Origin of the sequence: Clostridium sp. C105KSO13 (assembly GCF_001517425.1) — a bacterium.
Classification (GTDB): domain Bacteria; phylum Bacillota; class Clostridia; order Lachnospirales; family Lachnospiraceae; genus Muricomes.
In genome coordinates, this window is sequence record NZ_FBWL01000171.1 from 228,195 (window position 1) to 254,044 (window position 25,850).

24 protein-coding genes are annotated in these 25,850 nt (G+C 42.4%); all 24 read left to right on the forward strand.

Annotated features, from left to right (window positions below; translation table 11 throughout):
* Positions 1-26: 26 nt before the first annotated feature.
* The 24 genes from BN3456_RS14595 (at position 27) to rpoD (ending at position 25,845) form a co-directional block, all read left to right on the forward strand.
* Positions 27-578 carry a chemotaxis protein CheW gene (locus BN3456_RS14595; protein WP_089985337.1) on the forward strand — a complete coding sequence of 184 codons (552 nt, stop codon included), beginning with the start codon at positions 27-29 and terminating at the stop codon, positions 576-578.
* On the forward strand, positions 559-1,878 hold the full coding sequence (locus BN3456_RS14600; protein WP_089985340.1) for an EAL and HDOD domain-containing protein: 1,320 nt from the start codon (positions 559-561) through the stop codon (positions 1,876-1,878). Before BN3456_RS14595 ends, BN3456_RS14600 begins: the two co-directional genes overlap by 20 nt.
* Positions 1,879-1,893: 15 nt before the next feature.
* Positions 1,894-2,667 (forward strand): ParA family protein, encoded by a 774-nt coding sequence (locus BN3456_RS14605; RefSeq protein WP_089985342.1) that lies wholly within the window; start codon positions 1,894-1,896, stop codon positions 2,665-2,667.
* A gap of 13 nt (positions 2,668-2,680) precedes the next feature.
* Positions 2,681-3,226, forward strand: a complete 546-nt coding sequence (locus BN3456_RS14610) for a late competence development ComFB family protein (protein WP_089985344.1) — start codon at positions 2,681-2,683, stop codon at positions 3,224-3,226.
* A 94-nt stretch (positions 3,227-3,320) separates the two neighbouring features.
* Complete coding sequence (gene fliD / locus BN3456_RS14615; protein ID WP_089985347.1) at positions 3,321-5,723, forward strand: flagellar filament capping protein FliD; 2,403 nt, start codon at positions 3,321-3,323, stop codon at positions 5,721-5,723.
* Positions 5,724-5,741: 18 nt separating this feature from the next.
* On the forward strand, positions 5,742-6,107 hold the full coding sequence (gene fliS, locus BN3456_RS14620) for a flagellar export chaperone FliS (RefSeq protein WP_089985349.1): 366 nt from the start codon (positions 5,742-5,744) through the stop codon (positions 6,105-6,107).
* On the forward strand, positions 6,104-6,559 hold the full coding sequence (locus BN3456_RS14625; RefSeq protein ID WP_089985351.1) for a hypothetical protein: 456 nt from the start codon (positions 6,104-6,106) through the stop codon (positions 6,557-6,559). The genes fliS and BN3456_RS14625 overlap by 4 nt, the downstream gene beginning before the upstream one ends.
* Positions 6,560-6,653: 94 nt before the next feature.
* Positions 6,654-7,403: a cell division ATP-binding protein FtsE gene (locus BN3456_RS14630; protein WP_089985353.1), complete on the forward strand. Its 750-nt coding sequence runs from the start codon at positions 6,654-6,656 to the stop codon at positions 7,401-7,403.
* Positions 7,375-8,505, forward strand: a complete 1,131-nt coding sequence (locus BN3456_RS14635) for a nucleotidyltransferase family protein (protein ID WP_176699214.1) — start codon at positions 7,375-7,377, stop codon at positions 8,503-8,505. Before BN3456_RS14630 ends, BN3456_RS14635 begins: the two co-directional genes overlap by 29 nt.
* Before the next feature lie 81 nt (positions 8,506-8,586).
* Positions 8,587-8,919 carry a flagellar biosynthesis anti-sigma factor FlgM gene (locus BN3456_RS14640; RefSeq protein WP_089985359.1) on the forward strand — a complete coding sequence of 111 codons (333 nt, stop codon included), beginning with the start codon at positions 8,587-8,589 and terminating at the stop codon, positions 8,917-8,919.
* Complete coding sequence (locus BN3456_RS14645) at positions 8,912-9,316, forward strand: hypothetical protein (protein WP_089985362.1); 405 nt, start codon at positions 8,912-8,914, stop codon at positions 9,314-9,316. Before BN3456_RS14640 ends, BN3456_RS14645 begins: the two co-directional genes overlap by 8 nt.
* A gap of 18 nt (positions 9,317-9,334) precedes the next feature.
* A complete protein-coding gene (gene flgK / locus BN3456_RS14650; RefSeq protein WP_089985364.1) occupies positions 9,335-10,891 on the forward strand; it encodes a flagellar hook-associated protein FlgK in 1,557 nt (518 codons plus the stop codon).
* 11 nt (positions 10,892-10,902) lie between these two features.
* Complete coding sequence (locus BN3456_RS14655; protein WP_089985367.1) at positions 10,903-11,904, forward strand: flagellin N-terminal helical domain-containing protein; 1,002 nt, start codon at positions 10,903-10,905, stop codon at positions 11,902-11,904.
* 39 nt (positions 11,905-11,943) lie between these two features.
* Entirely contained in the window at positions 11,944-12,561 is a 618-nt protein-coding gene (locus BN3456_RS14660; RefSeq protein ID WP_089985370.1) for a DUF6470 family protein, read from the forward strand.
* A gap of 20 nt (positions 12,562-12,581) precedes the next feature.
* The gene (locus BN3456_RS14665; protein WP_089985372.1) at positions 12,582-13,016 is read left to right on the forward strand and encodes a flagellar assembly protein FliW; all 435 of its coding nucleotides are present in this window, start codon (positions 12,582-12,584) and stop codon (positions 13,014-13,016) included.
* A 3-nt stretch (positions 13,017-13,019) separates the two neighbouring features.
* On the forward strand, positions 13,020-13,250 hold the full coding sequence (gene csrA, locus BN3456_RS14670) for a carbon storage regulator CsrA (RefSeq protein ID WP_089985375.1): 231 nt from the start codon (positions 13,020-13,022) through the stop codon (positions 13,248-13,250).
* Positions 13,251-13,313: 63 nt separating this feature from the next.
* A complete protein-coding gene (locus tag BN3456_RS14675; RefSeq protein ID WP_089985378.1) occupies positions 13,314-13,691 on the forward strand; it encodes a desulfoferrodoxin family protein in 378 nt (125 codons plus the stop codon).
* Between the two features lie 137 nt (positions 13,692-13,828).
* On the forward strand, positions 13,829-14,644 hold the full coding sequence (locus tag BN3456_RS14680; protein ID WP_089985380.1) for a CheR family methyltransferase: 816 nt from the start codon (positions 13,829-13,831) through the stop codon (positions 14,642-14,644).
* Between the two features lie 29 nt (positions 14,645-14,673).
* Complete coding sequence (locus tag BN3456_RS14685; RefSeq protein ID WP_176699215.1) at positions 14,674-16,470, forward strand: methyl-accepting chemotaxis protein; 1,797 nt, start codon at positions 14,674-14,676, stop codon at positions 16,468-16,470.
* Positions 16,471-16,499: 29 nt separating this feature from the next.
* Positions 16,500-17,762, forward strand: a complete 1,263-nt coding sequence (locus tag BN3456_RS14690; protein WP_089985384.1) for a methyl-accepting chemotaxis protein — start codon at positions 16,500-16,502, stop codon at positions 17,760-17,762.
* Positions 17,763-17,954: 192 nt separating this feature from the next.
* A complete protein-coding gene (locus BN3456_RS14695; protein WP_141654528.1) occupies positions 17,955-21,716 on the forward strand; it encodes a right-handed parallel beta-helix repeat-containing protein in 3,762 nt (1,253 codons plus the stop codon).
* Between the two features lie 120 nt (positions 21,717-21,836).
* Positions 21,837-22,838 carry a deoxyguanosinetriphosphate triphosphohydrolase gene (locus BN3456_RS14700; RefSeq protein ID WP_089985389.1) on the forward strand — a complete coding sequence of 334 codons (1,002 nt, stop codon included), beginning with the start codon at positions 21,837-21,839 and terminating at the stop codon, positions 22,836-22,838.
* A gap of 62 nt (positions 22,839-22,900) precedes the next feature.
* The gene (gene dnaG / locus BN3456_RS14705) at positions 22,901-24,676 is read left to right on the forward strand and encodes a DNA primase (RefSeq protein ID WP_089985392.1); all 1,776 of its coding nucleotides are present in this window, start codon (positions 22,901-22,903) and stop codon (positions 24,674-24,676) included.
* Between the two features lie 62 nt (positions 24,677-24,738).
* Positions 24,739-25,845, forward strand: a complete 1,107-nt coding sequence (gene rpoD / locus BN3456_RS14710; protein WP_089985394.1) for an RNA polymerase sigma factor RpoD — start codon at positions 24,739-24,741, stop codon at positions 25,843-25,845.
* Positions 25,846-25,850: the final 5 nt, after the last annotated feature.

The following is a 25,850-nucleotide window of genomic DNA, read 5'->3' on the forward strand; positions in this document are numbered from 1 at the left end:
ATATCCGCAGATAGGAGGAGCAGGAAATGGCAAAGACAGAGATTTTGCTGGAATCAGGTACAAATGAAATAGAGATTATGGAGTTTACAGTGTATAATGAACTTTATGGAATTGATGTAGTCAAAGTGAGAGAGATTATGATGTCTGACAAAGTAAAACCCATACCTCATGCTCATGAAGCAGTAGAAGGAATATTTAAACCGCGGGATATCATGCTTACGGTGGTGGATCTTCCCTATTATCTTACAGGGGATGAGACGGCACCCGGGGTAAAAGATTTGTTTATGGTAACAAACTTTAATAAAATGAACATAGCCTTCCGTGTACATACAGTGGAAGGAATTCAAAGAATATCCCGGACTGATATCAAGAAGCCGGATAAAACACTGAGCAGGGGCTGCGAGAATGGAATTGCAGCTGGAATTGCGCAGTGTGGAAAAGAGCTGATTACAATACTGGACTTTGAGAAAATTGCCGCAGATATCGCACCCGAGAAAGGGCTGCAGACGGATGAGGAGAAAGGATTTGGCGGGTCGGATACAGAGAGGAAACGCATAAATGGACAGATGTGTAGTTAGAAGAGCTATCAAGGAAACGCAAACTGGAAAAGTGATCGGTTATGAATTACTGTTTCAGGGAAACAAAGATAATCTTTTTGCCCAGCCGGAGACAACCGCGGCGGATATGATATCCAGTTTTTTGATGAGCAACAGCAATAAGTTCGTAAGTGATAAGACTATGTTTATCACTTTTACCCCCTCGCTCTTATTTAGGAATACGCCCAAAATGTTTGAACCGGGTAAGGTGGTCATACAGGTTGATGATAATCTGGTTGTGAACCCACTGGCAAAACCTTTTCTCAAGAAGTACCACAAGGCGGGTTATCAGATTGCAGTCAGTGATTTCCAGTTTTCTCTGCGGTACCTGGACATGTTAGATGACGTAAGCTATATACGTTTAGACATGCATAGAAAAGAGATTTATGAAAACGAAAAGGAAAAAAACAGTTTAAAGAATATTATAGCTATGGCCCGGGGCGTTCAAAAAAAGTGCATTGCTGTCAATGTTGATTCTAAAGAAATCTATCAGTGTGCAGTTGAGCTGGAGGTAGATTATCTGGAGGGAAATTACATAGCACGGACGCTTATCACGAAAACGGACAGAGTGACATTCATGGAGGGAAACTTTTTCCAGCTCCTTGTTGAGGTTTCAAAACCGGAACCGGATATTTCTCAGGTGGAACAAATTATCAGCAGGGATGCAGGCCTTACCTTTTCTCTTTTGAAACTGGTCAACTCGGCCTACTTTGCACTTAGAAGGAGAACTTCCTCCATACGTCAGGCACTGGTCACATTGGGAATCGGACAGCTCAGACAATGGGTCTATATGTTAAGCTTCAGGCAGGATGTGGGGAGCCCTGCTTTGGAGGAACTTCTAAAGCTTTCATTTTTAAGGGCCAAGTTTGCTTCCGAGCTTGTAAATTATGTAAAGAAATGCCCGATTACAAATAACGAGGCCTATATGATGGGAATGTTTTCAACAATGGAGTATATGGTCGATGCTCCTATCGAAGAAATCCTGGAAAAGATTCCTCTGAATTCAGTTGTGGAAGAAGCTCTTGTATTAGGAAACGGAGTGGTGGGGAATATTTATAAACTGATTCTGTCCTATGAGAGGGCAGACTGGAAAGTATGTAAAGCTCTGGCAGAGGAGCTGGGAGTTCCTACGTATCTCCTTGCACAAATTTATATTGACTGTGTAGAAAATGTAAATACAATCTGGAACACTCTGACTACAGAATATGTAAGAAAAGGAGAGAAGCCTTTATTTTCAGAGAAATCGGATAATACAGAACATATAGAAGATATATTAAAGTAAAGTGGAGGTATAGTAGTGGCGGTAACAATTGTATTGACAAATCAAAAGGGCGGTGTGGGGAAGACAACCTCTTCGGCAGCTCTGGCTTCGGGTCTAAAGCAGGCCGGATACAGGGTTCTGGCGGTAGATCTTGATTCACAGGGAAACTTAGGATTCAGCCTCGGACTAGATATAGAAGAGGGACACACGATGTACCAGGTGCTCAAAGGAGAAATACCAGTCAGAGATGCTATCAGACACACCGAAGATTGTGCAGACATACTGGCGTCCGACATTCTCTTAAGCGAAGCAGAGATGTTTCTCACCGGTACTGCCCGGCAGCTTAAGCTAAAAAATATGCTTGATGATGTAAGCGGTGATTATGATTATATCATTATTGATACCCCTCCGGCTTTAAATATATTAACTGTGAACGGGTACGCAGCAGCAGATTATCTCGTGATACCTATGGCGGCTGAGATCTTGAGCCTTGTGGGACTCATCCAATTGAAGGAAACGATAGAAAGTGTGCAGGGCTCGGTGAATCCAAAACTGAATGTGCTGGGAATACTTATGACTAAATTTAATAGAAGAACCAGGCTGTCAAGAGAGGTGCTGGAGATGGCTCAGTCAGTCGCTTCACAGATAGGGACGGAAGTATTTGATACTAAAATCCGCTGTGGAGTTGCCGCTGCAGAGGCTCCAGCTCATGGGTTAAGTATTTTTGACTATGCACCAAGAGCAAATCCATCTGTAGATTACCGGGATTTTGTAGAGGAAGCGGTTCAGAAGATACATAAAGGTGCATAGAAGGGGAGAAAAAATGGCAAAGAGAACAAATAAGACAGATCATGTACTGAATCTATTGTCAGGCAATGAAGAAAAAAAGGACGCTTCAAACAAACAGGATGCTGCAGTACATCCGCCCACAGACCCTGAAAATACAGTTTCTGTGATTGATCCAGTGAATGAAGAAGCCAAATTAGCAGATGAAATAAGGAAATCCCTGGAGTCGGAGCTCGCGGAGGAAACAGAAGAAGAGCTTCCCGAAGAACAGGGTGCGCCAGTCGAAATAGAACCGAAGAAAGAACAGGAAGAATTTGTGTTTCTGAATGTTATGGAGGTGCTGGTGGAGGAAAAGGTAATCCATTATATGGAACAGTTCGGAGTGTGTACATGCTCACGCTGCAAGGCGGATGTTATGGCACTTGCCCTGACAAAGCTTCCTGCTAAGTATGTGGTAGTAAACAGGGCTGCAGTTTCTCCTCTAATTAATTTTTATTCCAGCAAATATGCGGGTCAGGTTACTGTTGAAATTACGAAAGCCTGTATTCGAGTAAATGAGATTCCCCATCATAACAGAGACTAGTACACGAGTGCTTAATTATTCTAAAGGTCCGGCCGATAATCAGTATATGGAACTTATCAGGGAATAGTAATAAGATAAATAAGGAGTGAACATTATGGCATCAATCGGTGGATTAAGCGCTGCGGCATCATCCGGTGTGAATAATACCAGTTCAATCAAAGGATATGGCGGATTGGCCAGCGGTCTTGACAGGGATTCTTTAATTGAAAATATGACGCAGGCAACCAGGCGTAAGATTGCAGCGCAAAAGCAAAAAATGCAGACCTTTCAGTGGCAGCAGACAGCAATGCAGAATATTACAAGTAAACTCTATGAGTTATCTTCAAAATTTATGTCCTATGCCTCCTCATCAAATCTCACTTCAAGCAAGCTCTTTTCCAGAAACCTGGTAACGGCCCTTGGAGAAAACAGCAAATATTTGTCTGTGACCGGAAGTGGGGCGTCGGCGGATACCATTTCCGTCCTGGGAGTGAAGAGCCTTGCAAAAAATGCACAGATGATCTCTAATAATGCTGTTTCCAACCAGACGCTGAAGACGGGAAGCATCAGTAATAATCTAGAGGATATGATACCTTTAGATAAAGTGTCCGGTGACTCTATGTATATTACTTATGGAACAAAGACATACACTGTTACTCTCAGCAGCACGTATGATTACAGCAGCGCTGATAAAACAGCGGCATCCATCAACAAAGCATTGTCTGATGTAACGATTGGAACCGGAAAGACATTGGCAGACGTTATGGAAGTAACGGAGTCGGACAACAAGCTGACATTTGTTAACAAGGATACAGCGGGAAATACCCTGGCATTATCAGGGAGCACAGGAGATCTGCTGGCAGACCTGGGATTTATGGAGGAAGGTCAGAAATTTGAGGATTTGACCGCAGATGAGATTACGATTACAAAAGAAGGACTGCCTGCAAAGAAAACAGCTGATTTACAGAAGGATACCCCCATTTGTAATATATTAAGCGGAAAGGAAATTAGTTTTTCTTACAATGGAACTATAAAATGGATTACTCTGGGTGAGTATGATGAGGATTCTAAATTAGAAACTGTAACAGCAGATTTGCAGTCGAAGCTGAATGATGCATTTGGAAAAGGGCGGATTTCAGTGAAGCTTAGGACTTCTGGTGATAACTCGTCATATCTTGAATTCACAACTATAACACCGGGCGGTACATCAGATGAGAATCTGGATCTTAGCTCTTCACTGGCTATTACTGCGGCGGACAAGGGGATTTTAGGTGATGCCGCGAATACAGTATTTGGGATTCCCAGCGGGGAATCGAATCGTCTGAATCTCTCGGCCAGTATAGCTAATTCTGGTTTGAAGGATGTCAGTGGAACACCTACAGGGGAAATGGTCATAGAAAATGATGGTGAATCCGTAAATTTAAAGGATTTGGGTCTCTCTTGGGACAGTTCAGTTAATGATATTATAAATGCCATTAATAATTCAAAAGAGTTGGGGATAAAAGTTTCTTATCAGTCTAATACAGATAAATTTTTGGTACAATCAACAGAGCAGGGAGCAAGCGGTAATATTAATTTGAAGGGCAATCTGGCCTCAGTTTTATTTGGAACTAATTATACAGTAGAAAAAGGGCAGGATGCAGTGATCAGTGTGCAGTATGCAGGTTCCAATACTGTTTCTGAGATTACCCGGGGAAGCAATACTATATCAATGGACGGACTGAATATTACATTGAAAGGCACATTTGGATATGACGATGATGGGCTTGTGACTGGTACAAGTCCTGTAACCTTTGATGCAAATGTGGATACAGACAATACCACTTCAATTGTAAAGGAAATGATAGACGTTTACAACGAAGTACTTGGTCTGATTAATAGCGAAGTAAATCAGAAGCCGGACAGGAATTATAAGCCTCTTACCGATGAACAGAGGGCAGAAATGTCAGACAGCCAGGTTGAAAAGTGGGAGACAGAAGCTAAGAAAGGCCTTCTCTTTAATGATACGGATTTAAGAGGTCTGGCAGACAGTCTGCGGTTTATTATTCCAAGCGGCCTCAGAGCAGATTTTGAAAAAATGGGAATTACTGTGTCCACCAGCTACAGTGATAACGGAAAACTTGTATTTGATGAGGAAAAGTTTAAGACTGCTCTTGGAACTGATCCGGATGCAGTAATGCAGGCATTCACGGCCGGTGCCGGAAAGAATGAGGACAAAACAACAAATACAGGCGGTCTGATGACATCTATGAAGACCATTATGGACCGCTATGCCTCGATGACAGGTGCTACAAAGGGTATCCTGGTAGAGCGGGCCGGTTCAGTCTATGCTCCCACTTCGGTGCTGAAAAACGGTATGCAGACTCAGATTGACAGTATCAAAGATTACATTGACCAATTGAATAAAAAGCTGGCAGCGGAGCAAGATAGATACGTTTCACAGTTTACAGCGCTGGAGACACTGATATCACAGATGAATTCACAGAGTGGTTATTTAAGTTCTATGTTTAGTTCGTAAATGGAAAGTGGGATAAAAATGAATATGGATGGTTACCAACAATATAAAGAGCAGTCTATTATGACGATGACATCAGGGGAGCTCCTTCTCCTGCTCTATGATGAGCTGATGAAAAGGCTGAAGCGGGCGGAAATCGCTCTGGACACAAAAAATTATGAACTGTTTGAACAGTCAGTGAATCGTTCTGTGGAAATTGTAAGACATCTGAAAGATACGTTGGATTACAGCTATGCAATCAGCAGAGAACTGGGCAGCATGTATGATTTCTTTATCTATGAACTAGGCAGACTGCAGGCAGGGAGAAAAAAGGAAACCATACAGGAATTACAGTCTCTTGTCAAGGAACTTAAAGATGCATTTGCTATGGCGGAGAAAGCGGTATGAGAGAAAGATATATCAGAGAGCTGCTGTCGGCAGTTACGGCAGAGGTTCAGAAAAAGTACTGCTCCATGAATGAAGTATATCGGCTTACAAAGGAGCTTGGTGAAGGGCTTTCAAATGATGATAAACTGGTTGTGCACATGATGCTTGAAATGAGGGGGAAGGAACTGGAAAAAATGAAAGACTGTGACATCTGCATCGAGCGCCTTATCCCTGGTGCTTCGGAGGATATACGGGAAAAACTTCATGTTGCATTGAAAGGCACTGTGCCGGGCCATGTTATAGATGAAAAAGAGAGTGCCATGTGGAAACAGATAACAGACACCACACTGGCAACAAAACGTATCTGGAAGCAGACAGTTGAAGTAGACAGGGTATTGAGCCGCCGTCTTGCCGGCAGCGACTCTTACTACTGTCAGGCAAAGGAACCTTCGGGATTGCAGACTGGGTTGTAATTCCGAGGGCTTTTTTAAGTAATCTTACATATATTATTATCGGTTTTGTGCGGGAAAAGATAAGCAGGCAAGTTAGAAAGAAAAGAGTCATATCATGAAAGAAATAGAGTTTAAAAATGTCACAAAAATATTTAATAATGATATCATAGGCATTGAAAACGTATCTTTTAAAATAGAAAAGGGTGAATTTGTATTTATAGTAGGCCGAAGCGGTTCAGGTAAGAGTACTCTGCTGAAACTTCTCAGCAGTCAGATTGAACCTACTTCCGGTGATATATTAGTGGGCGGGATTGACACAGGAAAACTTTCTGATTATAAAAGACCTTATTTCCGCAGGCAGTTCGGCATTATGGAGAGAGAACTGGGACTGCTGGATGATCGGACAGCGTTCGATAACGTCAGCCTTGCCATGTATGCGACCGAGCAGCCGTCCCGTCTGATAAAAAAGAGAGTGGGGCAGGCTTTAAGCACTACGGGAATTTCCCACCGGGCTTTGGCCTTTCCCCACGAGTTGTCTGTCGGTGAGACAGCAAGGGTATTGCTGGCAAGGGCTCTTGTAATTAATCCTAAAATCATGGTTGTGGATGAACCCACCGCTAATCTGGATCCGGATGCTTCCTGGGATCTGATGTGTCTTTTGGATGATTTAAACAGACTTGGTGTGACAATGATTGTTGCCAGTCACTCCAGAGAACTTGTTACAATTATGAAAAAACGGGTAATCACACTGGTGTCAGGCGTAAAGGTGCTGGATGAAAAACACGGGATTTATAATGCAAAGGCTATGGACATATTTGAAGAGAAGAGAGTGGAAAGTGAGCGAAAAAATAAACAGAAGTTATGAAGTGAAATGTCTGACAGAACTGTTGGGTGCACTAGTGAATCAGGAGGAGATTCCCAAATGGACCCGTGAGCCTGACTGGGGCAGACTCTATAAACTGGCAGATTATCACGGTGTTGCAAATATGGTCTATTATGGGATTCTGGGTGCAGAAAGCAAAGCACTGAAGCCCTGGAAAAAGAAATTTGAAGAACGTTTTCACCAGGCAGTACTCAGTGATGAACGTTTTTCTTTTGCAGTTCCACTTGTTCTAAACAGTCTGGAGCAGCACAAAGTACACAGCATTCTGCTCCATGAATACCGTATGCGGCATTTTTACCCTCAGACAGATATGAGAGCAACCAGATATGCGCGGGTACTTGTGGAAAAAGGAAAAGAAGATACAGTCAAAAAAGCAATGGAGTACCTGGATTTTGAACAACAGGATTCCAGGACGCAAGGGGAGACCTGGTATTATAAGATACCGGGAATACTAATTATTTTTCAGAACAGCATGACTTTTACAAACAAGAAAGTAAAGAAATATTTCTCTCTTTCTGTAAAGGATTATAAAAAAGAGAATGGATGCCGTTATATTCATGCTTTTGAACCTGAGGAGTTCTATGTCTATGTGATAGCCTGTGCAGCGGAAAGCTATGCGAAGGGAAACCTGGACATTCAGTTTATACTGGACATCTGGTTTTATTATATCAATGTATATAAAAGTCTGGACTGGACGGTCATTTATAAGGAACTGTCCTATCTGAATCTGGGAAACTTTCCTGACTACATTATTAAGTTGGCAGCTTTCTGGTTTGGCGGCATGCTTTTTCCGGAAGAAGAAGATTTTTTTGATTATATGGAAAGGTATATTTTATCAAAAGGTATTCAGTGTAGAAAAGAAAATGAGGAATTACTGCCTCTTGTGAAAGAAGTAGCAGATTTTTATAAAAAGGATTTGAAGCACAGACAAAGGGAACAGACGCTGGAGCAGCTTTTCCCCCAAAAGCAGTATATGAGTACTATGTTCCCGTTACTTTTGAAGCATCACTGGCTGCTCCCTGCATGCTGGGTATTTCGCCTGCTGCGAATGGCTGTACGAAAAAACAGGAGAACAAAAACTTAATTACAGCCCAGAAACGCCGATATTAAAATATAAGAGAAAATAAGCCATGAATTGCTGTGATTTAAAAAGGAGGCATGAAAGATGGATATATCTATAGACAGTTCGGTGGATAACATAAGAAATTCTTATAAGAACCGAACTGTTTCAGACGCCGCAGAAAAAAGAAATCTTTCGGGCTGTTCAAGAGAACGGCAGTTTGATAAGGTCATCATTACATCCAGCAGCCGTCAGGTTGAGGAGAAGAAGATAGCAGAAGAACTGACCAGACAGATTTTATCAGAAGTAAATACCCCCACACCGGAAGCAAAGATAGAGGAATTAAAGCAAAGAGTTACACAGGGAACTTATCTGGTCGATGCAGACAGACTGGCCGATAAAATACTGCTGCAAAGAGGAGAACAGACGGATGAATGAATTTCAGGAAGCAATCCAAAAAATGATTCTTTTGTTCCGGGATTTGACAGCTATTGAAAGCAAAATGCTGGAGGCTGCCAGAGAGAAGCGTATCGGACTCCTTGAAAACTATATGACGAAGGAACAGGCTTTTATCATGCAGCTTAAGGCTCTGGAAAGAGAAAAGGATAAGGCACAGACTGAGGCCGGGTACCAGAAAATGAGTTTTCGGGAAATACTGGAGGTATTAAGCGAAGAAAAGAGGGGACGTTTTCTTCCTCTCTTTAGGGAACTGAGCCGGGAAGTACAGATGTTTCAGGAAACCCATGAAGATTTGACGATGATTGTGACAGTAAATTTACGCCAGATTAACAAGAGGCTTGATGGCACAGAAGGATATATCAGCAGGAGAGTTTGATTTAGGGAGGAGAATACAATGATTCGTTCTACATTTTCAGGGTTTACGATGGCCCAGCTTGCTTTGAGTGCAAGCCAGAGAGCAATTGACGTTGCAGGCCAGAATCTCTCTAATGTAAATACGAGTGGCTATACAAGGCAGCGTCTGGATCTAACCAGCATCAACCCGATAGGCGCTAGTTTTTCGAGCTCAAAGTTCGACAATAAAGTGGGACAGGGAGTTATGATGAACGGTATCACTCAGATAAGAGATCCATATCTAGATATACAATACAGAAATCAGATTGCTAAGGCAGGCACAGCTGATGCCACTGACCAGATTTTAGAAAAAATAGGAAATATTTTTGACGAGACAGACAGTAAAGGTATACGGAGTGCTTTTAATGATATCATTTCACAGCTTACAAATATAGCACAGCCTTCTGAGGCCGGCGAGGAAAGCTCGGATGCCCTGGTTCGTTCAGCTTGTACGGTTTTTTTAAATGCAATACATCAGAACGCTACCTCCATTGAGAATATGATAAAAGATGTGGTAGATGAGCTTCAGAACTCGGATATTAAAAATGTGAATTCCTGTATTCAACAGATTTTGGAACTGAACACCACAATCAAGAACACCCAGATAATGGGAAATCCAGCCCTTGAGCTTCAAGATCAAAGAAATCAGCTTTTAGATGATCTGGCTACATATCTTCCGATTGAGGTTACTTATGAAACTGAGGGCACCGGCAGTCAGGCAGTAGATACTTTGAAGGTGACTTTTAGGGATATAGCAGGAAATGTTCATAACCTGATTTCTGATAATAAAGGTGGTGAATTCCAGCTTGGCACAGCGGGAGAAGGAATCCCGGTTTCCTTAAAGATTAAGGACGCTCTTACAGCAGACAATCCGTCAGACCCTACAAATGTCAACAACATTGATGTGGCCGATTTAATGTCAAATGGTGTCCTGAAGGGCAAAATAGACATGCTGAACAAATCCGAGTCTTTCGATGGCACAGATACAAAGGGAATAGGATATTACAGTTCCATGTTTGATACTTTTGTGAACACTTTCGCCACTTTGATGAATGGGATGAATGCCACAGAAAACGGTACGGTTGCTCATGACCTGTTTTCTACGAGCGATGGCTCCGACACATTTACTGCCGGAAACATTAAGATTTCGGATGAGTGGATGAACGGTACGGTAACTTTGACGAGAACACAAAATACGGGAGCCGGGGACACCGAAAATTCTACAGATTATAGTAATATACTGAAAATGATACATGAATTGAGCAATAAGGATCACGATTTTGCGGTATTTAGGGGAACCATGCTTTCAGGATATGACAATATCCAGAATACACAGGCTATAGAACGGAAAGCATCCTCTTCTATATTATCAAATCACATTTCTGTATTAAACCAGATTTCCGACTCAAAGGATGCGGTATCCGGTGTTAACCTAGACGAAGAAGTGATGGATATGATGCGTTACCAGCAGTCTTATAATGCCGCTTCAAGGCTCATGACTACATTGGATCAGCTGCTGGATAAATTGATTAATGAGACCGGTGTTGTCGGAAGATAGGAGGTGTCCGTATGCGTATTACGACAAACATGATCAGAAGAAATTATCAGAATAATCTTGGTTCTGCCATGAGTGGTCTGGAACAGGCCCGCAGGCAGGTGGAGACAGGACGCCGTTTCAGCAATTCATACGAAGACCCTTCGGCTGCAGCCCGGGGAACAGTGCTGGAAACCCGACTTGCAAGGAACACAGATTATACCAATACCGTGAAGAGCATACAGAAGTGGCAGGATATACAGGAAGATACAATTACCCAGTTAAGTTCTATGGCAAAAGAAATTGACAAAAATTATTTTGCATCAGCTATGAACGATGCCACTGGGGAGACGGGAAGGAGCGCATATGCCCAAAATTTAAGAGCCATGCAGAAGTCTATGATTATTACGCTGAATGCAAAATATGGAAATGCTTATGTCATGGCAGGAAATGACGGTTCCAATAGCCCCTTTGAATTATCGGCAGACGGGAAGGTTCTTTACCGCGGCATAGATGTAGACAGTAAGGATCCCGATGAACAGGCTGTTCTGTCGGAACTGTCGAATGAGACAGCATATGTAGATTTGGGATATGGACTTACATTCTCTGAAGGGAAGGTGGTCTCTTCCAGTGCATTCGACTCGGCTTCCCCGGGAATAAATGTGGTGGGGTACGGTCAGGCGGCAGACGGAACCAGCAAGAATCTTATTGTTCTGGCAGGTAAGATGGCTGATTTACTTGATGAAGATGAATTTAACGCTGAGGAGTATGGAAAGCTGTGGACCCAGTTCAATAAAGGCAGCAGTGATATGAGTAATCAGTTAACAGAAATTGGAACAAAAAGTCAGCTTCTTGAGTCTTCGCTGGACAGACTGGAAAATGAAACCATAAACATTAAAGAGCAATACAAAAGTGATGTGGGAATCGATGAGGCGGAGGCTATCATGAATTTTTCCTGGGCACAGTATGTGTACAATGCATCACTGAAAATAGGAACAAGTATTTTTTCTGCGTCTCTTTTGGACTTTTTAAGATAGCTTACTAGTATTAAAAAAAGAAAGGGTGAGAGATAAGCAATGGAACAATTGCTCAAAATTACAACGATACCTATTGAGTATGAGCTGACTGTACATAACGCTCATCTGGAACGGAAGAACGGCACTGCAGAAGTTGAAATCAGCCGCGATAAAGGTGGAATGAAGATTAAGAGCAGGCCGGTGCGCCTCAGAGTAGATACATATGAGGCCAGAAACTCTGTTGTACCCACAACGAAGACAGCCATTTACCAGGCTGCACAGAAAGGAAAGCAGGCCACATATGAAGCTACGGCACAGTTTGCCAGGGAGGGTCAGATTTTGCTGAATGCGAAGATAGGAGAGGGGGCGAAAACTCTGCAGTCTATATTGGACCAGAGGAACACTTTGCCCACAGGCCAGTTTAAATTGGGATTTATACCAAAGACAGGTCCGGATATTGATTGGGATTCTCCGTCTATATCTATCAATTACCAGATGGACAAATTAAATTTTGATGCCAGGATAGATTGGGGAAATGTAGAATTTGTACCAGGTAATATTGAGTTGTCGGTGCAGCAGTATCCGGACGTACATATCGAGTATATGGGAAACCCAATCTATGTACCGCCCAGTGCAGCCGACAGGTTTACCGGTGAAAATATTGACACAAAGGCGTAGAAACTAAAAAGGGAGGAAATATGGAAGAAGTAATGAAATCCAGTCTTTTTATGGAGGAGGAGCTAATCTATTTCCGGGAGGGTTTGTTTGGCTTTGAGGAATATAAAACCTTTATCCCTCTCCCTGTCGACGAGACCAGTGATGCTGTTCTCTGCCTGCAAAGCACGGAAGATCCGGAACTGTCATTTATTATTATGAATCCCTTTTATCTGAAAGAAGATTACCGGCCTGTTTTATCCTCTGCAGATTATAAAAAACTGGGAACGGAAGATGTAAGCCTGCTTTCATTTTATGTGGTTTGTGTCATTGGAAATTCATCGGAAAAAAGTACTGTAAATCTGAAATGCCCCATAGCAGTAAATACCGGGAACAGACAGGCGGTGCAGGTAATCCTTGCATCCGAGGAATATCGTATGCGGCACACGTTGAATGAGTTCCGGAAGAAAGGGGAGTAGGGCATGCTTGTACTGCAGCGCAAAAAGGGGGAGTCGGTTTTAATAGGAGACAATATTAAAATATCTGTTGTGGAGGTTTCGTCGGATTCTGTAAAGCTGGCCGTAGAGGCGCCAAAGGAGGTCAAAATACTGCGTGAAGAACTGGAGGAGGCCATAATTGTCAATCAGGAATCAGTTATGGATAAAGCGCATATTGATGACATTAAAAAAATTATACAGAGAGATATTCATTGATTGCAAATCCAAATTATGGTATAATAGTGTAGAAATAAAATACATAAGAAGGAGTGTAAGAATATGGAATTAAAATTTTATGCATGTGAGCTGTGCGGCAAGATTATTGCCATGGTAAAAGACAGCGGGACACCTACAGTCTGTTGCGGACAGACAATGAAGGAACTTGTACCCGGAAGTGTAGACGCTGCGGCAGAGAAGCATGTTCCTGTTGTTACTGTTGAAGACAACAAGGTTACAGTCGAAGTAGGTTCCGTACCACATCCTATGGCAGAAGAACATTTCATTGAGTGGATTGTCATCACTACAAAAGAGGGTGCACAGGGCAAGGCACTTAAACCGGGAGATGAGCCAAAGGCAGAATTCCTTCTGGCAGACGGAGATGAATTTATTTCTGCATATGAACACTGCAATCTGCATGGTTTATGGCAGTTTAAGTAACAAGCATTAAAGATATTACAAATATATAAAAAAATCCTCCTTTATGATTCAAAGTATAGCTTTATTTATATAAAGTGATGAAGGGGGATTTTTTTGTGCAAAAATCCAGCCATTTTACATCTGAAAGAGGGACATTCATGATCGCCATACAAGAGCAGGAATTTAAAGACTTTGCAAATTATATCAGAATCAATTACGGCATTCATTTTAAAGCTGAGAAAAAGACTTTAATTGAGGGCCGGCTCGGTAATTTAATAACGAGTATGCATATGAATAGTCTGGATGAGTATATGGCATACGTAAAAGCAGATAAATCTGGAAAGGCAACATCCGTAATGCTGGATAAGATTACAACAAATTACACATTTTTTATGAGAGAGCCGGAACATTTTACTTATTTTAAGACCACAGTGCTGCCTTATCTGACAAATAAAGTAAGGGACCGTGATCTGCGCATCTGGAGTGCTGCCTGCTCCACAGGAGAGGAGCCTTACACTCTTGCAATGCTGATTGATGAATACTTTGGATTTGACAAGAGGGGATGGGACACAAAAATATTAGCTACAGATATTTCAAAAGCAGCGATTTCAACAGCAAAATCTGGCATTTACGAAAATGAAAAGATAGCAGAGCTCCCCTTAAGCTGGCAGAAAAAATATTTTAAAGCATATGATTTTCAACAGAGCGAGGTAATTGATAAAATTAAAAACGAGATTATTTTCGGCAACATTAATCTAATGGACAAGTCTCTGCCTTTTAAAAGAAAAATGCATGTTATTTTCTGCCGGAATGTTATGATTTATTTTGATGGCCCGACCAAGGAAAAGCTGATTGATAAGCTGTACGATATTACGGAGCCGGGTGGATTTCTGTTTATCGGTCATTCAGAGGGGCTGAATCGGGAGACTACAAAGTACAAATATATCAGACCGGCAATTTACAGAAAAGAATAAGGAAACTAATGTGCAAAGGAGAAAACAATATGAAGAACTTATCTGTAAGCAAGAAGCTTATTAACGGATTTGGCATTGTACTGATTTTGATGCTGCTGTCCGGTGTCTTTTCCATCTTTAACCTGCATGAAATTAATTCGGAGGTGGAGCGGTACAGTAAGTATTCAGTGCCAAATTCAGAATATATCAGAGCCATGCAGGTAAATTTGCGAAGCACCATGCATGAGCTGCTGGGTGCTATGCTTACCAAACCAGAAGAGGCCGGCAAGATGTTGTCTTCAGCAGATCAACATTCAAAATCAGCTATTGACAAGCTGGAGGATTTTAAGAAGAATCAGAGTGATTCCAGCAGAAATGCCGACATTGAACAGGCCAAAACCATTATTAATTCGGGGAGTTCCGTAAGGGAGGAGATATCGAAACTTATTCTGGCTAATACAGATGAATCCCATAAAAGGGCTCTTGAGCTGTACCAGGAGCAATATAGTCCACAGCTTGAAAAAGTAATCAGCATCATGGAAAATATTGCGGCTTCGTCCCATGAAAAATCAAAAGTTCAGAAATTGGAAGCGGAGAGGATTATGCTGCGTTCAGAAGTGCTTCTTGCATCTGTCTCGGTTTTGTCTATTTTGATTACAATTTTTATTATTATTTTCATTAGAAAGTCCATTTTAGTTCCGGTTCAAAAAATTATAGTCATGAATAAAGAAGCTGCCAGGGGAAATTTGGACACCGAAATTGAGTATGAGAGCAGAGACGAGTTCGGCCAGATGATAGAATACATTAAAGAGTCCAATGCACTGCAAAGAAAAATAATTGGTGACATCATTGAAAAGTTTACAAGCATATCAGAAGGAAACCTGCAGTTTAATGTGGATATGGATTACCCTGGCGATTATGAGATTTTAAAGAAAGCAATCGAAACTACGGCTGACAACCTGAATGTTATTATGGAGACAATTAGTACAGCTGCCTCACAGGTCAGTGCAGGTGCTTCACAGGTATCCGACGGAGCCTTAGCTCTTGCCTCTGGATCCACAGAACAGGCATCTTCCATAGAAGAGCTGTCAGCTTCCATTGAGCATATTTCTTCTAGGACGGAGGAGAACGCTTCTGTTGTGAAAACTGTAACAGGATATGTAGAACAGGCAGGTCAGGGAGCCAAAAGCGGAAATGACTATATGCAGAAGCTTACGGATGCAATGGCTGAGATTGATACAGCTTCAAATGAGATTGTAAATATTACAAAAGCTATTGATGATATTGCATTTCAGACAAACATGCTTTCTCTGAATGCAGCAATTGAGGCGGCCCGGGCGGGAAGTGCCGGAAAAGGATTTACCGTTGTTGCAGATGAAGTGCGAAATCTTGCAGGGAAATCCGCTGAGGCGGCAAAGCAGACTGCCGAGCTGATTCAAAATACTGTTGCGGCTGTCTCCAGAGGGACTGAATTGACGGATCAGACGGCAAAGATCCTGCAGGAAGTAGGATCCAATACAAGAAAAGTTGCCGACAGCTTTGTACAGATAGAACAGGCATCTGCCGAACAGTCCGATGCAGTTGAACAGATGAAGCAGGGGCTTACGCAAGTATCTTCTGTAGTACAGACAAATGCGGCTACCGCAGAAGAAAATTCCGCCACCAGTGAGGAAATGTCAGCGCAGGCAGATACACTGCGTGCTGAAGTAGAAAAATTTAAGTTAAAAGATAGTATCCAAAAAGAATATGCTTCAGAGAATTCTACACCTGAGGAAATCCCCGAACCTGAGGATTGCCCAGAAATCGATGAGGAAAACGATGAGGAATCTGATTTAGGTAAATATTAAAGCCAAAAAAGTTCGGAGGAAGAAATACTATGAAAAAAACAATGAAACAGTCCACACTTATTTATGTTCTAAATGCATGCTCTCTGCTGCTGCTTGCTCTTGCAGGGGCCGGCTTCTATATCTTGTCTTCCAAAGGAAGTACCGCACAGACCAATGGCATAGCAGCAGTACAGGTTGTTGTGTTTGCCCTGCTTATAGGCGCGGCAGTGCTTCAGGTGATTACTATACTAATCATAAGTAGAAAGGTACTTCGCCCGATTACATTGGTTGAAAAGGAGATGAAAGAGATTGCAGAAGGCAACCTCTCCTCTGATTTTTCCATGGAAGTGGATACATCTGAAATCGGAATGCTTGCAGGTTCTATTTACAGTACCCGCAATACGCTCCAGAAATATATCGGGGATATTTCTGATAAACTTACGCAGATGGCAGAGGGGAATTTAAACTTGCAGAATGACATGGAATATAATGGAGAATTTTCACCTATTCAGACTGCCCTTGGCGTTATACTTGATTCCTTCAACAGCACATTGAAGCAGATAAATATTGCTGCTGAACAGGTAAGTACCGGTGCAGCCCAGGTATCCGGCGGGGCTCAGGCACTCTCAGCAGGCTCTACACAACAGGCATCCTCCATTGATGAACTGACCCTTTCCGTAGAGAAAGTTGCCGGACAGGCGGAGCAAAATGCTTCAAATGTCCGGGCTGCTACCAGATATGTGGAGCAGGTTGAAAAAGATATCAATACTGGAAACATCTATATGAAAAATCTTACAGAGGCCATGGGAGAGATGGACGCAGCGTCAAATGAGATTGTGAATATCACAAAAGTGATTGAGGATATTGCATTTCAGACGAATATTCTTTCTTTGAATGCAAGTATTGAGGCTGCCCGCGCCGGAGAGGCAGGAAAGGGATTTGCGGTTGTAGCCGATGAAGTCCGTAATCTTGCGGGAAAATCAGCGGAAGCTGCTAAGCAGACCTCAGAGCTGATTCAAAATTCCGTAACAAGTGTATCCAAGGGAACTGCCATTACGGCGCAGACCGCTCAGATTCTACAACAGGTTGGTTCCAATATGCAGAATGTATCGGAAAACTTTGTAAGCATTGAACAGGCATCCACAGAACAGACAGAATCAATTGAACAAATTCAGACTGGATTGGTTCAGGTGTCTGCTGTTGTACAGACGAATGCTGCCACTTCAGAAGAAAATTCTGCCACAAGCGAGGAAATGTCCGCTCAGGCAGATATACTGCGGGATGAAGTGGATAAGTTTATCCTGTACTCTTAAGCAAAGTAATAGGAGAGTCCGGCTTGCCGGATTCTCTTTTTACGTAATTTTACCTGCTTGTGCTTTTTAGAAGGCTGTGCTATAATCCCTTACATAGAATCTGGAAAACATTCGATTTCCATTTCTGATCGGCAGATTCGCCGAAAAATTCAACTGTAACTATTATAAAAACAATGAAAACAGGAGGAGGCTATGAAAAGGTGTAGAAGAGCCTTCATGATTTTGGCGGTTTCGCTGCTTCTGGCAGCTTGTGCATCCATATCATGCAAGGCACAGGAAGAAGAAGTTAAAAGGACTCTGGAGGATGTGCTTGCCGATGAGACAAGTACTTTCGAGGATGCAATGAAAAGTCTGTATCAGGAATCGGAACCTGTCACAGCACTGGAGAATGTAGAAGAAGAGGTGAAAAATTCTTTTTATGACCGGCTTTCTGCCGCAGAGCAATATCAACTCACCATACTTTACAAATATGAATTATTATCCAGAGCAGCAAAACACGAAGAAAAGGGTTACACAAAAGAACAGCTGGATGAGGTCTTAATGACCTATCAGACACTTACCCAGGTACAGAAAGAAAGTGAAATAGGAGAAGAAATCCAGGTCAAAGAGCAACATCGATTATGGGAGAAAGAAGCTTTTCAATTTATGGAGAACAACGTTGGAAATCTTATATACTATCAGGAAGAGGAAGAGAAACATGTCACAGACTTTGTGTCCTATGCTCAGTACCTACAGAATACAGCAGATTTTTCAATCGAGGATCTTTTAACTGAACTCGATAGCTTAGAGACTATACCACCGGATTTGGATCCGGAAAAAGTATTAGAGAAAGTAAAAAGGCGTTTTTATGAGATTTATGGAATCCCTGCTGAGACTGAATCAAAGACCGGGCCGGTAGCAGAGCCAAAATCAGTAAAAGACAGAAAATTCGAACGTGCTGAAAAGCAGGCTGAGAAGGAAATGGAAGCAATGCGGATTAATGCGGTGGCACGGGTGGGAGATACTTACTACAAGACTTTTGATGCTGCATTTGCTGCTTTGCCGCCGGGCGGTACCATGTATGTACTTAAAGACTGTATTGCAGGACACAATGTTACAACCAAGTCCTTCACTATTTATCCAGAAGGACAGAACGTTACTGTGACTGCAGACCCGAATCTTAAATGGGAGTCAGCAGGAATCCTTGCGGTTCCGACCGGTGTTGACAAAAATATCTCAGGTACATGGACGTTATCAGGAAATAACGGGTATACACTGACTATTGATGGCAACAGGAAATGTTCCTCAGGTATTTTATCATCTCTGTGCAAAATAACTATCAATCTTAAAAACGGGGTCCGCTTGAGAAACGGTGCGGCGAATGGTGTATGGAACAGCTTGGGAACCACAAATATATATAAGGATGTACTAATTTATAATAATTTACATGCAGGAATTGCCTCCCAGGGTACGATAAATATGTATGATGGGGAGATTTACGGTAATGCTACCAATGGGATACGGGCAAAAGTTGTCAATGTAGCCGGGGGACAAGTGCATCATAATGGGAGTGCCGGGGTACAGACTCAATGGGCAGACAACAGCACAGCAATTACCATCACAGGCGGTAGTATCTACAGTAACGCTACGGACGGAGTCGCCGCATATGCCTCAAATGAGGTGTGTACTACCAATATCTCAGGTGGTAAAATCTATTCTAATAATCAGGCAGGAGTCAGATCTCAAGCGTCATCCGGTACATTAAAACTTTCTGGAGATCCTAATATTTTTCAAAATGCAACAGGTATCATTAATCTGTCAGCCGCAACTATGTCCGGCGGTGCAGTTTATGAAAATTTCAATGGCGGTATTCATACGTCAAAGTCATTCACCATGACAGGAGGCAGTGTATATGGCAATACATCTGAAAAAAATGGTGGTGGTATTTATAATTCGGGATCTCTTTTTTTATCTGGCGGGGAGATTTCTTCCAACAGGGGAACTTTTGGCGGTGGTATTTATAATATAGGCACACTGGGGTTAAATAAAACAGCGATTGTAAATAATACTGCCCGGGCGGGCAGTGCCGTCTATCAGAACGGAATTATGAATGTGAGCGGAGAGGCCTGGATTGAAGAGAATAATGATGTTTATCTTCCGGAAGTGGGGAAAGTTATTACAGTTACAGGTCCTCTTACATCTAAAAAGACAGTGGCCCTTATAACACCTTCTGCCTATACCCTGGGGCGTACCTGTGTGAGAGCCAGCTATAACAAAGAAAAAGGAAGTGGGGTCTATCAGAAGTTTAATTTGAGCCCGCACGCATTCTATTTACTGCGCCCCGGGGATTACCAGTCAGGCGGTGCCGATACGGCAGATACGGATGTTGTAATCAGCAGGGCGTATACGATACATTATGAAGGAAATTATGATGATGACAGAATCCGGGTTCCGAAGGACGGGAAAAAGTATTGGTATGAAACTACAACAATATCGAGAGAAGTCCCCTATTTTGAATCTATAGGATTTAAAGGATGGTCCAGAAAGCCTGAGGCAGCGTCAGCGGCATACCAGCCGGGTGATGCACTCAGTGCAGCTTACAATGAAGAATTGGTTTTTTATGCACTCTGGAAGATGGAAGTTAAAGTTATCTATGTTAATAATGGTGCGGATTCAGGGACATCAAGGTCAGAATATGTCACTTTAAAGGAGTGCAGGGAGAATAATGGGTACGAAGTAAGAAAAAACACAAATTATACCAGATTTTCCCGAAAAGGATATAGTTTTATGGGTTGGACAAATGATGAAAAGGAGATAGGTAAGGGGGATGTAAAGTTTCCAGAAAGTAAGAAAAACATCGTCACATTTGAGGAATTATGCCGGATATCTGGTGACCAGCAGAAGGATATTGTGGGAGAATCGGATATACCGGAAGTAAAAATGTTCTCCATGTGGAATGCAATTCCGAAAATCACAGCTAATGGAGTAAGAACATTTTATGAAGGGACCGATGTTACAAAAGAAATGCTCTTATCTAATATAAAAGCCTTTGACAATGAAGATGGGGATATTACAGAAAATGTCCGTATTATCTCTATAAAATATGCCGATAGAAATAGTCCGGATGGAACAAAACATAAAGGAGAAAGGACCGTCTGGGAGAAAGGAATGTCTTCTGATGAAAAATTAGACACCTGGTTTTTGCAGATGGAAAAAGGCGATTCACCTGCCATACATCGCATCACCTATGCAGTAACAGACAGTGCGGGGGCAGAAGCTGTGCTAGAATGGACAGTGAAAGTCAGGTTCAATGAATTTCCTGTCATAGAGGCGGCAGACAGGTATTTTACTTTGGAAGAGGCTCAAACAGGGAAAATTACAGAAGAAGAAATTCGGCAATATGCTTTAAAGACCGGGCGCATGAAGGCTTCAGATCAGGAAGATGATGCGTTGTATCCCGGGAGTATACAGGAAAAGTTAAAACTGGTAGATTTCAGGCCGGAAGAGTTTTTAGAATTTAAAAAGCCGGGATATGTGGTGCTCACTTGCTCTGTACAAGACAGTATGGGACCGGGGGGAGCAGGAAAGGAAACTTTACGCCAGTTTACCGTTCACATATTAGAAGACGGTGAAATTATAAAGCCGGAAGGACCAAAGTATGTGCGCTTTATTAATAGAGAAAATTACGAAAAAAATGCATACCTGGAAGCAGAAAACTTAAGCGCTTTTAAAAAAGAAAGTCTGAACCAAAACGGAGGCCTACAGGTGGATTCCAGGTGGTATCGGAATCCAGAGTATAAAGAATTAATATCGGGCTTATGGGAGAAAGGAAGAACAGCAGAGAAGGTGTGGAATTTTTCGCAGGGAGATGTGGGAAAAGTCAAAGAGTACATAAATACCCATGGTATTGGAAACAGTAAAGAGAAAAATGCATTGACACGGTTTTTGAGGCAGTTCGATTCTCAAAATCATTAAAAAGTGGTGCAGAAAAACATTGGAAGGCAGAAAAATCTTAAGATAAAGGAAAAAAGACAAAGTCGCAGAATATAGTATATATATGATATAAGACAATCGGGATTCATTGTGAGGAAAAATATGACAATCAGAGAGCAGCTTGAAGAGCGGGAATTGGAATATTTGAGTCCTTATGCCGCACGCAGCAGGAATTCAAAGGGACGAAAAAAGGCGGAGGAGCAGTGTGATATACGACCTGTATTTCAAAGGGACAGGGATCGAATTCTGCACTGTAAATCTTTCCGGCGGCTGAAACAAAAAACCCAGGTTTTTTTACTGCCCAAGGGAGATCACTACAGGACAAGGCTGACTCACACCCTTGAGGTTTCACAGAATGCAAGAACCATAGCAAAGGCCCTTAGGCTTAACGAGGATCTTGTAGAAGCGATTGCCCTGGGACACGATTTGGGCCACACACCTTTTGGACATGCAGGAGAGCGGGCATTAAATGGTGTATATCATTTTTCACACCATGAGCAGAGCGTCAGGGTAGTCGAGTGCGTGGAAAAGCAGGGCAGGGGACTTAATCTCACATGGGAGGTCCGGGATGGTATTATGAATCATCAGACATCGGGCCATCCCCATACCCTTGAAGGACAGGTACTGCGTCTTTCAGACAAAATTGCGTACATTAATCATGATATGGATGATGCAATCCGGGCAGGCATACTTGCAGAAAGTGACATCCCCGCCGAATACAGAAAAGCACTGGGGAATTCCGGAAAGGAACGTCTCGATACCATGGTTCATGATGTCATCACACATAGCATGGACCGGCCGGTCATTACTATGTCCGATAAAGTGCAGACAGCCATGACCGGACTTAGGGAATTTATGTTTGAAAATGTATACATGAATCCCAAAGCAAAAGGGGAAGAAGATAAGGCGGTACATCTCATTGAGCAATTATATGATTATTATATACGGCACCCAGAGCTTTTGCCCAGGCAGTATCTGCGGAGTATGGAAACAACTGGTACATCTATGGAACAGACTATCTGTGACTATATAGCCGGGATGACAGACAATTATGCAGTAAAAAAATATGAAGAGTTCTTTGTGCCGGAAGCGTGGAAAAGTTAAAAAAGGAAATAGGGAAGTTTTGTCGAATATATATAGTGTAGCATATATATGTGGAGGCCTATATGTATTATTCAGAGGAACTGATAGAAGAAGTAAGAATTAAAAATGATATTGTAGATGTGATTTCCAGCTATGTGCGGCTCCAGAAAAAAGGAAGCTCGTATTTTGGCCTCTGTCCGTTTCACAACGAAAAGTCCCCCTCCTTTTCGGTAAGCAGAGGAAAGCAGATGTATTATTGTTTCGGTTGTGGAGCAGGGGGCAATGTATTTACATTCCTGATGGAGTATGAAAACTTTTCATTTGTAGAAGCCCTGAAGTTTTTGGCTGACAGGGCAGGGGTGGAACTTCCTGAGGCCAAATACTCGAAGGAAGCAAAGGAAAAGGCAGATTTGCGATCCACACTTTTGGAAATCAATAAAATAGCTGCCCAGTATTTTTATGTACAGCTGAAATCAGAACAGGGAAAAGCTGCATATACATATTTAAAAAAACGGGAGCTTTCCGACGATATGGTTAAAGCTTTTGGAATTGGATATTCTAACAAATACAGCAATGATTTATTCCATTATCTGAAAAGCAAAGGCTATAGTGAAGAATTAATACGCCAGGCAGGACTTATAAATACAGATGAAAAGAACGGCATATATGATAAGTTCTGGAACCGGGTCATGTTTCCCATTATGGATGTAAACAGCCGGGTAATCGGGTTCGGAGGCCGTGTTATGGGTGACGCAAAGCCAAAATATCTGAACTCACCGGAGACGGCTATTTTTGACAAGAGCCGTAATCTGTACGGACTAAATCGGGCGCGAACATCCAGAAAATCCTATTTTTTATTGTGCGAAGGGTATATGGATGTTATATCCTTGCACCAGGCTGGTTTTACCAATGCGGTTGCTTCTCTCGGAACAGCCCTGACAGCGGGACACGCTCTGCTGATTAAGCGATATGTGCAGGAGGTGTACCTAACTTATGACAGCGATGATGCCGGAACAAAGGCAGCACTTCGGGCTGTGCCTATTTTGAAAGACGCAGGCATTGAGGCTAAGGTAATCCGTATGGAACCGTACAAAGACCCGGACGAATTTATTAAGAATCTGGGAGCAGAAGAATTTGAGAAAAGGATTGAGAATGCAAAAAATGGCTTCCTCTTCAGTCTTGAGATTCTCTCCAAAGGCTACGATATGGACTCCCCCGAAGGGAAAACGGCCTTTTTTCGGGAAACTGCCAGACGGCTCACAGTCTTTGAAGAGGAACTGGAGAGAAATAATTATATTGAAGCAGTGGCAGGACAATATAAGGTCAGCGAGGAAAGTCTGAAGAAACTAGTGGTAAAGACCGCAATCGGTGACGGAATGGCAAAGCCTGCCGCCCGCCCAAAAGCTGCAGGGACAAAAGAAAAAACAAAAGAGGATGGGATTCTTGTATCCCAGAAAATACTTCTTACATGGATTATTGAGGACGAGGAACTGTTTAGTATCATTCAGAAATACATAAACCCGGAGGACTTCACAGAAGAATTGTATAAAACAGTTGCCAGGCTGCTTTACAGTCAGTATGCTTTAGGAGAACTAAATCCGGCGAAGATACTGAATCACTTTACAGCAGAGGAAGAACATCGGGAGGCGGCCTCTTTATTCCATACAAAAATCAAAGAACTCTCTACGAAGGAGGAACAGGAACAGGCTTTAAAAGAGACTATGTTCCGCGTAAAAGCAAACAGTATTGATGACCGAATTAAGAACTTAGATCCTGTTGATTTTGCAGGCCTGCAAAAACTGATGGAAGAGAAATGTATGCTGGATGATATAAAGAATCTGCATATTTCCATTGAATAAGGATAAAATAAAACAAGATAGCCCTATACTGCACTGGGTATAGGCGAAGGAAGGATGGACACATGGAAGAAAATACACAGAAATTTGACGAAAGGCTGAAAGAGCTTGTTGCGCTGGGAAAGAAAAAGAAAAGTATTCTCGAGCTTCAGGAGATTAATGACTTTTTCAGTGATATGGAGCTGGACCCAGACCATATGGAAAAGGTATTTGATTACCTGGAGTCAAATAATATAGATGTACTTCGTATCAACAGTGATAATGATGATGATGTGGAAGTTATTATTTCTGATGACGATGAAGTAGATATGGAGAATATTGATCTGACTGTACCGGACGGAGTCAGTATCGAAGACCCTGTGCGCATGTATCTAAAAGAGATTGGAAAAGTTCCGCTTTTGAGTGCAGAAAGAGAAATTGAGCTGGCACAGCGAATGGAAAAAGGTGATGAAGACGCAAAGAAAGAACTGGCAGAAGCAAACCTGCGGCTTGTTGTAAGTATTGCAAAACGTTATGTGGGCCGTGGGATGCTGTTTCTTGATTTGATTCAGGAGGGAAATTTAGGTCTGATTAAAGCAGTGGAAAAGTTTGATTACCACAAAGGGTACAAATTCAGTACTTATGCCACCTGGTGGATTCGTCAGGCTATAACAAGAGCTATTGCAGACCAGGCAAGAACAATCCGTATACCGGTACACATGGTAGAGACCATCAACAAGCTGATTCGTGTGTCCAGGCAGCTTTTACAGGAGCTGGGGCGTGAACCTATGCCGGAAGAAATTGCAAAGGAACTGGACATGCCAGTTGACCGTGTACGTGAAATCCTTAAGATTTCTCAGGAACCTGTATCCTTAGAGACTCCCATCGGTGAGGAAGAAGACAGTCATCTCGGCGATTTTATACAAGATGATAATGTGCCTGTTCCTGCAGAAGCTGCCGCTCAGACCTTGCTCAAAGAACAGCTTGATGAGGTGCTGGATACCCTGACGGAAAGGGAACAAAAAGTGCTGCGCCTGCGATTTGGGATGAACGACGGCAGAGCAAGAACCCTGGAAGAAGTCGGAAGGGAATTTGAGGTCACCCGTGAGCGCATTCGCCAAATAGAGGCAAAAGCACTTAGAAAACTCCGCCACCCAAGCCGCAGCCGGAAGCTTCGAGACTATCTGGACTAGGCGGG

Coding starts and splice junctions, on each gene's coding strand:
- BN3456_RS14595 (WP_089985337.1), top strand. CDS start 27: ATGGCAAAGACAGAGATTTTGCTGGAATCAGGTACAAATGAAATAGAG.
- BN3456_RS14600 (WP_089985340.1), top strand. CDS start 559: ATGGACAGATGTGTAGTTAGAAGAGCTATCAAGGAAACGCAAACTGGA.
- BN3456_RS14610 (WP_089985344.1), top strand. CDS start 2,681: ATGGCAAAGAGAACAAATAAGACAGATCATGTACTGAATCTATTGTCA.
- fliD (WP_089985347.1), top strand. CDS start 3,321: ATGGCATCAATCGGTGGATTAAGCGCTGCGGCATCATCCGGTGTGAAT.
- fliS (WP_089985349.1), top strand. CDS start 5,742: ATGAATATGGATGGTTACCAACAATATAAAGAGCAGTCTATTATGACG.
- BN3456_RS14625 (WP_089985351.1), top strand. CDS start 6,104: ATGAGAGAAAGATATATCAGAGAGCTGCTGTCGGCAGTTACGGCAGAG.
- BN3456_RS14630 (WP_089985353.1), top strand. CDS start 6,654: ATGAAAGAAATAGAGTTTAAAAATGTCACAAAAATATTTAATAATGAT.
- BN3456_RS14640 (WP_089985359.1), top strand. CDS start 8,587: ATGGATATATCTATAGACAGTTCGGTGGATAACATAAGAAATTCTTAT.
- BN3456_RS14645 (WP_089985362.1), top strand. CDS start 8,912: ATGAATGAATTTCAGGAAGCAATCCAAAAAATGATTCTTTTGTTCCGG.
- flgK (WP_089985364.1), top strand. CDS start 9,335: ATGATTCGTTCTACATTTTCAGGGTTTACGATGGCCCAGCTTGCTTTG.
- BN3456_RS14655 (WP_089985367.1), top strand. CDS start 10,903: ATGCGTATTACGACAAACATGATCAGAAGAAATTATCAGAATAATCTT.
- BN3456_RS14660 (WP_089985370.1), top strand. CDS start 11,944: ATGGAACAATTGCTCAAAATTACAACGATACCTATTGAGTATGAGCTG.
- BN3456_RS14665 (WP_089985372.1), top strand. CDS start 12,582: ATGGAAGAAGTAATGAAATCCAGTCTTTTTATGGAGGAGGAGCTAATC.
- csrA (WP_089985375.1), top strand. CDS start 13,020: ATGCTTGTACTGCAGCGCAAAAAGGGGGAGTCGGTTTTAATAGGAGAC.
- BN3456_RS14675 (WP_089985378.1), top strand. CDS start 13,314: ATGGAATTAAAATTTTATGCATGTGAGCTGTGCGGCAAGATTATTGCC.
- BN3456_RS14680 (WP_089985380.1), top strand. CDS start 13,829: ATGATCGCCATACAAGAGCAGGAATTTAAAGACTTTGCAAATTATATC.
- BN3456_RS14685 (WP_176699215.1), top strand. CDS start 14,674: ATGAAGAACTTATCTGTAAGCAAGAAGCTTATTAACGGATTTGGCATT.
- BN3456_RS14690 (WP_089985384.1), top strand. CDS start 16,500: ATGAAAAAAACAATGAAACAGTCCACACTTATTTATGTTCTAAATGCA.
- BN3456_RS14695 (WP_141654528.1), top strand. CDS start 17,955: ATGAAAAGGTGTAGAAGAGCCTTCATGATTTTGGCGGTTTCGCTGCTT.
- BN3456_RS14700 (WP_089985389.1), top strand. CDS start 21,837: ATGACAATCAGAGAGCAGCTTGAAGAGCGGGAATTGGAATATTTGAGT.
- dnaG (WP_089985392.1), top strand. CDS start 22,901: ATGTATTATTCAGAGGAACTGATAGAAGAAGTAAGAATTAAAAATGAT.
- rpoD (WP_089985394.1), top strand. CDS start 24,739: ATGGAAGAAAATACACAGAAATTTGACGAAAGGCTGAAAGAGCTTGTT.